Origin of the sequence: Kitasatospora sp. NPDC096077 (assembly GCF_040303245.1) — a bacterium.
Taxonomy (GTDB): Bacteria; Actinomycetota; Actinomycetes; order Streptomycetales; family Streptomycetaceae; genus Kitasatospora.
Genome location: NZ_JBEOSV010000126.1, coordinates 1 through 8,714 on the forward strand (window position 1 = coordinate 1; position 8,714 = coordinate 8,714).

Below are 8,714 nucleotides of genomic sequence, written 5' to 3' on the forward strand. Positions count from 1 at the left end.
GCCGTCGCCTGTTCCCCGACGACCCACACCCCCAAAAGTATTGCAAGCTACATCAATAATCCGCCCCCCCGCCCCCGCCGGGGTCGGCCCCACCGCCCCGGTCGGGGTCGCCGCCCCGCCGGCCACCGGGGGCGCGGCCAGCAGCGGCAGCCCCGACAGCCCGGCCGCACCCTCCGCCGCCTCCCCGGCGGCCACCCGCTCCGCCGTCCCCCGACAGGTCGGGCAGTCCACCACGTGCTGCACCAGCTCCCGCCGCAGCGCCGGGCCGAGCACCCAGTCCCGCCAGGACTCCGCTCCGGCCCCGCCCAGCCGGTCCAGCTCGGAACAGCTGCCCACCCCGAGCACCAGCAGCGCCGCCCTGGTCCGGGTCACCTCGGCCTCGGCGGCCGCGAGCAGCCCGCGGGTCCGCTCGAACGGCAGGCCCAGGACGGCCGCCACCTCCAGCGGGGTCAGCCGGTGCCGGACGGACAGCTCCAGCGCCTCGCGCTGCTCCGGGTCCGTCCCGGCCGCCTCCGGCCAGGCGAGCGAGGCCAGCTCACGCCGCCGCCGGACCGCCTCGACCTCGTCCACCTCCGCCTTGAGCCCCGCCGCGGGCCCGGACCCCGGCCCGGACTCCGGCCCCGCCCCGGGCCCCGTCCCGGCGCCCGTGCCGCCGTCCGCCAGCCGCCGCAGGCAGCAGTACCGGGCCAGCGAGAACAGCCAGGCCCGCACCAGTCCGGGCTCGGCCAGCCGGGCGCCGTGCCGTCCGGCCAGTTCGCGGACCTCGCGCAGGGCGTCGGCGGCCGCGTCGTGCTCGCAGAGCACCGAGAGGCAGTAGGTGAACAGGCCGTCCACCTGCCGGTCGTACGCCGCGAGCACGGCGTCCGGCGCCCCGACGGGCCCAACAGTTCGCGTTGTCACCCGTCCGACGGTAGGGACACCGGGCGGCCCGACCCCGCCATTCACCGCGTATGTACTTCTTTCGGGTAACAACATCGCCCATCTGTGTGGGCGCCCGCCCCGCACCGGCGCGCCCCCGCCGGGGCACTCCGTCGCGGTCCACGACTGTCACACCCAGCCGCTACCGTGGGCCGCATGCCTCCGCGTTCCAAGACCACCGCCAAGCCGCGCCCGGCCTACCGCTGTACCGAGTGCGGCAACCAGCTGCCCAAGTGGGTCGGCCGCTGCCCGGAGTGCAACGCCTGGGGCACGGTCGAGGAGTACGGCGCGGTGCCGATCCGCACCACGGCCGCCGGCCCGGTCAGCGCCCCCGCCCGCCCGATCGCCCAGGTGGACGGCCAGGTCGCGACGGCCCGCTCGACGGGCGTCCCGGAGCTGGACCGGGTGCTCGGCGGCGGTCTGGTCCCCGGTGCGGTGGTGCTGCTGGCCGGCGAGCCCGGCGTCGGCAAGTCCACCCTGCTGCTGGACGTCGCCGCCAAGGCGGCCACCGACCGGCACCGCACCCTCTACGTCACCGGCGAGGAGTCGGCCGGCCAGGTCCGGCTGCGCGCCGACCGGATCAACGCCCTCTCCGAGCACCTCTACCTCGCCGCCGAGCAGGACCTCGGCGCGGTGCTCGGGCACATCGAGGCGGTCAACCCCGGCCTGCTGATCCTGGACTCGGTGCAGACCATCGCCTCCGCCGAGCTGGACGGCGCCCCCGGCGGCCCGGCCCAGGTCCGCGAGGTGGCCGGCGCGCTGATCCGGGCCTCCAAGGAGCGCGGCATGGCCACCCTGCTGGTCGGCCATGTCACCAAGGACGGCCAGATCGCCGGCCCGCGCCTGCTGGAGCACCTGGTGGACGTGGTGCTGAGCTTCGAGGGCGACCGGCACGCCCGGCTGCGGCTCATCCGCGGGGTCAAGAACCGTTACGGCGCCACCGACGAGGTGGGCTGCTTCGAGCTGCACGACGAGGGCATCGTCGGCCTGGCCGACCCGTCCGGCCTCTTCCTGACCAGGCGTGACAAGCCCGTCCCCGGCACCTGCCTCACCGTCACCCTGGAGGGCAAGCGCCCCCTGGTGGCCGAGGTGCAGGCGCTGATGGTGGATTCGCAGATCCCCTCCCCGCGGCGCACCACCTCGGGCCTGGAGTCGCCCCGGATCGCGATGATCCTGGCCGTGGTCGAGCGGCACGGCGGGGTGAAGCTCGGCAAGCAGGACATCTACACCGCGACGGTCGGCGGGGTGAAGCTGACCGAGCCCTCCGCGGACCTCGCGGTCGCGCTCGCGGTGGCCAGCTCCTCCACCGACACCCCGCTGCCCAGCAACCTGGTGGCGATCGGCGAGGTCGGTCTGGCGGGCGAGGTGCGGCGGGTGACGGGTGTGCAGCGCAGGCTCGCCGAGGCGCACCGGCTGGGCTTCACCCACGCCCTGGTCCCGCCGGACCCGGGCAAGGTGCCGCCGGGCATGAAGGTGGTCGAGGTGGCCGACATCGGCGAGGCGCTGCGGGCCATCCCGGGTCGCCGCCGGGCCGCCGCCAAACCGCGTGCCGAGGCACGCTCCGAGACGCGCTCCGACGATCGCGCCGAGGCCCGTCCCGGAGCCCGTGGTGAGGCTCCGTCGGCCCCGCCCGCACCCCGCTCCGCCCGGGTCCCGGCGTACCCGGACGAGCTGATGGACGGCTGGGAGCCGCTCGACTCCGACGAACTGCGCTGACCCAAGCCCTGCCGAAGCCGCACGCAGTTAGACTTTCCCCAGTCTCATTGGCCAGAAGGCAGTACCGAAGCGGTACTGAGCGACAGAGCAACAGACCGCGGACCGGCGCACGGCGCGAGGCGCGCGGCACGGGGTCGACCGGAGGAGTCACGTGGCAGCCAGCGACCGGGGGGCGGACAAGGCCTCCCGTGAGGAGGCCCTGCTGCGGGCCTCCCTCACCGCCATCGCGCCCGGTACCGCGCTTCGTGACGGCCTGGAACGGGTCCTGCGGGCCAACACCGGCGGCCTGATCGTGCTGGGTTTCGACAAGACCGTCGAGTCCCTGTGCACCGGCGGCTTCGTGCTGGACGTCGAGTTCAGCGCGACCCGCCTGCGCGAGCTGTGCAAGCTCGACGGCGCGGTGGTGCTGGACAAGGACATCACCAAGATCGTCCGGGCCGGCGTCCACCTGATGCCGGACTCCACCATCCCCACCGACGAGACCGGCACCCGCCACCGCACCGCCGAGCGGGTCAACCGGCAGACGGGCTACCCGGTGGTCGCGGTCTCGCACTCGATGCGGCTGATCGCCATGTACGTCAACGGCACCCGCCGGGTGCTGGAGGACTCCACCACCGTCCTCTCCCGCGCCAACCAGGCGCTGGCCACCCTGGAGCGCTACAAGCTGCGCCTGGACGAGGTGGCCGGCACGCTCTCCGCCCTGGAGATCGAGGACCTGGTGACGGTCCGGGACGTCACGGCCGTGGCCCAGCGGCTGGAGATGGTCCGGCTGATCGCCACCGAGATCGCCGGCTACGTGCTGGAGCTCGGCATCGACGGCCGACTGCTCTCGCTCCAGCTGGACGAGCTGATCGCGGGCGTGGAGCCGGAGCGCGAACTGGTCGCCCGGGACTACTTCCCGGAGCGCGCCGCCAAGAAGGGCCGGACGGTCACCGAGGTGCTGGCCGACCTGGAGGCGCTCACCCACGCCGAGCTGCTGGACCTCCAGACGGTCGCCAAGGCGCTCGGCTACTCCGGCTCGCCGGAGTCCCTGGACTCCGCGGTGTCCCCGCGCGGCTACCGCCTGCTGGCGAAGATCCCGCGCCTGCCCAACACGGTGATAGAGCGCCTGGTCGAGCACTTCGGAGGCCTGCAGAAGCTGCTCGCCGCCAGCATCGACGACCTCCAGACGGTCGAGGGCGTCGGCGAGACCCGGGCCCGCTCGGTCCGCGAGGGCCTGTCCCGGCTTGCCGAATCGTCCATTCTGGAGCGCTACGTCTGACCGCACGCGGCGCAGAGCGGCAACGGCCCCCGGAGAAACGCTTCCCCGGGGGCCGTCCCATGTCCGTCGCCGCCCGCGGCCCCAGGACGCCGGAGCCCCCGACCGCCGCGGCGGTCGGGGGCTCCGTACGGAACTGACGGTCGCTCAGCCGTCCAGTCGGATCGAGGTCCGGGCCGACACCTTGTCCCCGGAGAGCCCGGTGAGCTCGGCGAGCACCACGTACGTCCCGTTCGCCGGCGCCGTCTGGTCGGCGGTCGCGCACTGCGGCTTGCTGCGGCTGCGGTCCCAGGTGAAGGTCTCGGTCTGGCTGCCGTTCGCCGGGATCTGCACCCAGATGTTGCCCTTGTCGGGCGGGCAGTCGCCGGAGGACCAGACCCGGTCGTTGTTGCCGCCGCTGCTGACCGTGATCACGGAGGCGGTACGGCCCAGGTCCACCCGGCAGTTGGCGCCGGAGGAGTTCTTGACCGTCAGGGCCAGCTTGGGCTTGTCCTTGGGCTGGTACGAGTTCTGGGTGCCCGCCAGCTCCAGGGCGACCTGCGAGGAGGAGCAGACCGGAAGCGCCATCACCTCGGTGGTGTTCACCGCCGGGGAGCCGCCGGAACCGCCCGAGCCTCCGGTGCCACCGGCGCCGCCGGCCGTGCCGCCGGACCCGCCGTTCGCGCCGCCGCCGGAGCCGCCCGTGCCACCGGCTCCACCGGTGCCGCCGCCGCTGAGGCCGACCTCGCTGCCGCCGCCGCTGGCCACCGGCCCGCCGCTGGAGCCGCCACCGGCCGGGTGCGCCGCGGGGCCGCTCGGCGAGGCGCCCGGCGTGATCGCCTGGGCGGGTGTCTGGCTCTGGGACGGAACGGCCTGGGCGGCCTTGCTCTGTGAGCCGTCGTCACCGCCTCCGCCCTGATCGGACATCAGCCAGGCGATCAGGGCGACGACCGCCGCGACGGCGACGAGCACGACGACGCGCCGACGCCAGTAGATCGAGGCCGGCAACGGTCCCACGGGTTGACGCAGAGAGGGCACGATCAAACTCTATGGGACTCCGTGTGGTGATTGACTCACCAACACCGCACAGTCGCCCCTTCTTTCACATGATCCGCCATTTGATCCGTTCGAGGGAGCCCCGAAAGGCTGATTTCCCGGCCGGCAGCCGACTGATCCGGTCGATCCGGAGCACCTCCCTCCACTTCGGACGGATCCGCGGCCGTGGGAGGATCGAAGGGCCATGACTGCCATCACCGCCGCCGAAGCCGCCCCCGCGCCGCCGCTGCCCCTGCCGCTGCTGCACTCGACCGTCATCGACTGGTACGAGGCCAGCAAGCGCGACCTGCCCTGGCGGACCCCCGACGCGACGCCCTGGGCGGTCATGGTGAGCGAGTTCATGCTCCAGCAGACCCCGGTGAAGCGGGTGCTGCCCGCCTGGCAGGCCTGGATGACCCGCTGGCCCACCCCCGCCGACCTCGCCGCCGACGCGCCCGGCGAGGCGGTCCGGATGTGGGGCCGACTGGGCTACCCGCGTCGGGCGCTGCGTTTGCACGCGGCCGCCGTGGCGATCACCGAAGAGCACGGCGGCGAGGTCCCGGACGACCACGCCACGCTGCTCTCGCTGCCCGGAGTGGGGGAGTACACCGCCGCCGCGGTCGCCTCCTTCGCCTTCCGCCAGCGACACGTGGTGCTGGACACCAACGTCCGCCGGGTCTTCGCCCGCGCCGTGACCGGCGTCGAGTACCCGGCCACCGCGACCACCGCCGCCGAGCGCCGCACCGCGACGACGCTGCTGCCCGACGACGCCGCGACGGCGGCCACCTGGGCGGTCGGCGTGATGGAGCTGGGCGCGCTGGTCTGCACCGCCCGCGGCCCGGAGTGCGGGGACTGCCCGCTGTTCACGGTCTGCGCCTGGCAGCGGGCCGGCCGCCCGCCGTACGAGGGCCCGGCCCGGCGCGGCCAGTCCTACGAGGGCACCGACCGCCAGGTGCGCGGCAAGCTGCTGGCCGTCCTGCGCGAGGCGCACGGCACGGTGCCGCAGGCCCGGCTGGACGCGGTCTGGCCGGACGCGGTGCAGCGCGCCCGGGCGCTGGACGGCCTGGTCGCCGACGGCCTGGTCGAGCCCGTCGAGCAGGGCGTCTACCGCCTGCCCCAGTGAACGACGGCGCCCGCTGAACGACGGTGCCCCCGGGAGAGCAGCTCTCCCGGGGGCACCGTCGTACGAAGGGGCCGTCGGACGGCCGAGGGGGCCGTCAGACGGCCGCCGCCTCCAGCGAGACCTCGGCCGGCTTCTCGTCCTTGCCGGTGCCGCGCAGCGGCACCTCGCGCAGGAACACCGCCGCGGCGATGGCGATCACGGCCACCCCGGCGCCCCACAGGAAGACGGTGTGCAGGCCGTTGGAGACCGCGTGGTGGTAGGCGTCCTGGACGACCTCGGGCAGCTTGCGCAGCTCGACCGGGCTCATCTGGCCCGGGTCCTTCGCCCCGCCGCCGGCCGAGGCGTGGTCGCCCAGCCGCGCGGTCATGGTGTCCTTCACCCGGTTGTTGAACAGGGCGCCGAACAGCGCGACACCGAAGGAACCGCCGATGGTGCGGAACAGGGTGGCGGTGGAGCTGGCCACGCCCATGTCCTTGAGCTCGACGCTGTTCTGCGCGACCAGCATGGTGATCTGCATCAGGAAGCCCATGCCGGCGCCGAGCACGACCATCCAGCAGGCCGAGGTGAAGCTGCTGGTCTCGGTGCCCATGGTGGAGAGCAGGATCATGCCGCCGGTCATCACGATGGTGCCGATGATCGGGAAGATCCGGTACTTGCCGGTCTTGGTGACGGCCTGGCCGACCACCAGCGAGACCACCAGCATGCCGAACATCATCGGCATCAGCAGCAGGCCGGAGTTGGTGGCCGAGGCGCCCTGGACGATCTGCTGGTAGAGCGGCAGGAAGACGGTCGAGCCGAACATCACGAAGCCGACCACGAAGCCGATGATCGAGACCAGGGTGAAGTTCAGGTTCCGGAACAGGCCGAGCGGCAGCATCGGCTCCTGGGCCCGCTGCTCGACGTAGCAGAAGGCGATCAGCGAGGCGACGGCGAGCGCGGCCAGGCCGAGGATCTCCTTGGAGCCCCAGGCGTACTGCTGGCCGCCCCAGGTGGTGATCAGCACGAGCGAGGTGATGCCGACGGTGAGCAGCACGGCGCCGGGGTAGTCGATCCGGGCGGTGTTGCGGACCTTCGGCAGCTTCAGGGTCACCACGACCACGGCGAGCGCGATGACGCCGAGCGGCAGGTTGATGTAGAAGGTCCAGTGCCAGCTCAGGTGGTCGGTGATGAACCCGCCGACCAGCGGCCCGCCTATGGTGGCGAGGGCCATCACGGCGGCGAACATGCCCTGGTACTTGCCGCGGTCACGCGGCGCGACGAGCGCGCCCATGATCGACATGACGCCGACCATCAGACCGCCGGCGCCGAGGCCCTGCACGGCGCGGAAGCCGATCAGCTCGTTCATGTTCTGCGACAGGCCGGACAGCGCCGAGCCCACCAGGAAGATCACGATCGAGGTGAGGAAGACGCCCTTGCGGCCGTAGAGGTCGCCGAGCTTGCCCCAGATCGGGGTGGAGGCGGCGGTGGCCAGGGTGTAGGCGGTGACCACCCAGGACAGGTGCTCGGCACCGCCGAGGTCGCCGACGATGGTCGGCATGGCGGTGCCGACGATCAGGTTGTCGAGCATGGCCAGCAGCATGGTGACGACCAAGCCGACCATCACGAGGCGGATCTCGCGGGGCGACCGCGGCTGTTCCTCCTCGGCCGTCTTCTCCTCCGGTGCCTGGCCGGCGGTCTTGGACTGTGACATGGGGTGGGTCTCCCGGAGGGGTGTTTCGGAGGGGCGTCCCGCCGGGTGGCGGCTCACTTACTTGACGCCCGGCTAGTTTATCGATCGTCGGCACGGTAGGTTGTTTCCTAGCCGGTCGTCAAGCCAGTTTCGAGACCGGCCGCCTGGGCAGGGAGAATGGACCCGGGGCGGACGCCATCCCGGGGTCCGCAGCAAGTAGTCACCGACGCAGTCATGAGGCAGGCCATGGGCACTCCGCACAGCCCCCGCAGCGACACCCGGGCTCGCATCATCGAGGTGTCGTTGGAGCTCTTCTCGGAGCAGGGCTACGAGCAGACCTCGCTGCGCGAGATCGCCGACCGCCTGGGCGTCACCAAGGCCGCGCTCTACTACCACTTCAAGACCAAGGACGACATCGTCCTGGGCATCGTCGAGCGGATGGCCGCGCCGATCGACGAGATCATCGCGTGGGGCCGGGAGCAGGCCTGGAGCCCGGAGATGCGCGACGAGCTGATCCGCCGCTACGCGGACGGGATGGCCGAGCGGGCCCCGCTGCTGCGGTTCTTCCACGAGAACCAGCCCGCGCTGCGCGAGTCCCCGGCCGGGCTGGCCTTCCGGGACCGCGTGATCACCATGATGCAGCTGGTGCACGGACCGGAGGCGCAGTTCCGCGACCGGCTGCGGGCCACCATGGCGCTGTTCACCGCCCACTCGGCGTTCTTCCTGCTCAAGCAGGACGACGCCGACTGCGGCGACGCCCTGAACGTGTGGGGCGAGAAGATGCCGCACGCCGAGATGGACGAGGCGCTGGAGGCGGCCCGGGAGGTCGCGCTGGAGATCAGCGCCCGGATCGGTGAGCGGGCCGACGGCACCAGCTGAGCTGCCGGGGGCCAGGGCCTGTCCGGTGGACAGGCCCTAGGGCCAATGCCAGTGACTTTGGAGTGCTTGTCTCGTTGGTTGTGGTGTGGCGAGGGTGGGGCAGGTCAAGTCGCCTACGGGTGAGCGGTTGTCGGACC

7 protein-coding genes are annotated in these 8,714 nt (G+C 72.7%); 4 read left to right on the forward strand and 3 right to left on the reverse strand.

Features of this window, described 5'->3' with window-relative positions:
- The coding region (locus ABTZ03_RS43680) for an RNA polymerase sigma factor (RefSeq protein ID WP_502894775.1) at positions 1-900 on the reverse strand (900 nt) is incomplete at its 3' end.
- Positions 901-1,074: 174 nt separating this feature from the next.
- On the opposite strand from ABTZ03_RS43680, the gene radA reads away from it, so the two are divergent.
- Both radA and disA read left to right on the forward strand, forming a co-directional pair.
- Positions 1,075-2,634 (forward strand): DNA repair protein RadA, encoded by a 1,560-nt coding sequence (radA, locus tag ABTZ03_RS43685; RefSeq protein WP_350518852.1) that lies wholly within the window; start codon positions 1,075-1,077, stop codon positions 2,632-2,634.
- Between the two features lie 202 nt (positions 2,635-2,836).
- Positions 2,837-3,895 (forward strand): DNA integrity scanning diadenylate cyclase DisA, encoded by a 1,059-nt coding sequence (gene disA / locus ABTZ03_RS43690; RefSeq protein ID WP_188306273.1) that lies wholly within the window; start codon positions 2,837-2,839, stop codon positions 3,893-3,895.
- 144 nt (positions 3,896-4,039) lie between these two features.
- Here disA and ABTZ03_RS43695 read toward each other — a convergent pair whose 3' ends face one another.
- On the reverse strand, positions 4,040-4,909 hold the full coding sequence (locus ABTZ03_RS43695; protein ID WP_350518853.1) for a hypothetical protein: 870 nt from the start codon (positions 4,907-4,909) through the stop codon (positions 4,040-4,042).
- 202 nt (positions 4,910-5,111) lie between these two features.
- Between ABTZ03_RS43695 and ABTZ03_RS43700 the strand changes: the two genes are divergently transcribed.
- Entirely contained in the window at positions 5,112-6,029 is a 918-nt protein-coding gene (locus ABTZ03_RS43700; RefSeq protein WP_350518854.1) for an HhH-GPD family protein, read from the forward strand.
- 94 nt (positions 6,030-6,123) lie between these two features.
- Here ABTZ03_RS43700 and ABTZ03_RS43705 read toward each other — a convergent pair whose 3' ends face one another.
- Positions 6,124-7,719 (reverse strand): MDR family MFS transporter, encoded by a 1,596-nt coding sequence (locus ABTZ03_RS43705; protein ID WP_350518855.1) that lies wholly within the window; start codon positions 7,717-7,719, stop codon positions 6,124-6,126.
- Between the two features lie 225 nt (positions 7,720-7,944).
- Here ABTZ03_RS43705 and ABTZ03_RS43710 point away from each other — a divergent pair, with 225 nt between their 5' ends.
- On the forward strand, positions 7,945-8,577 hold the full coding sequence (locus ABTZ03_RS43710; RefSeq protein WP_350518856.1) for a TetR/AcrR family transcriptional regulator: 633 nt from the start codon (positions 7,945-7,947) through the stop codon (positions 8,575-8,577).
- Positions 8,578-8,714: the final 137 nt, after the last annotated feature.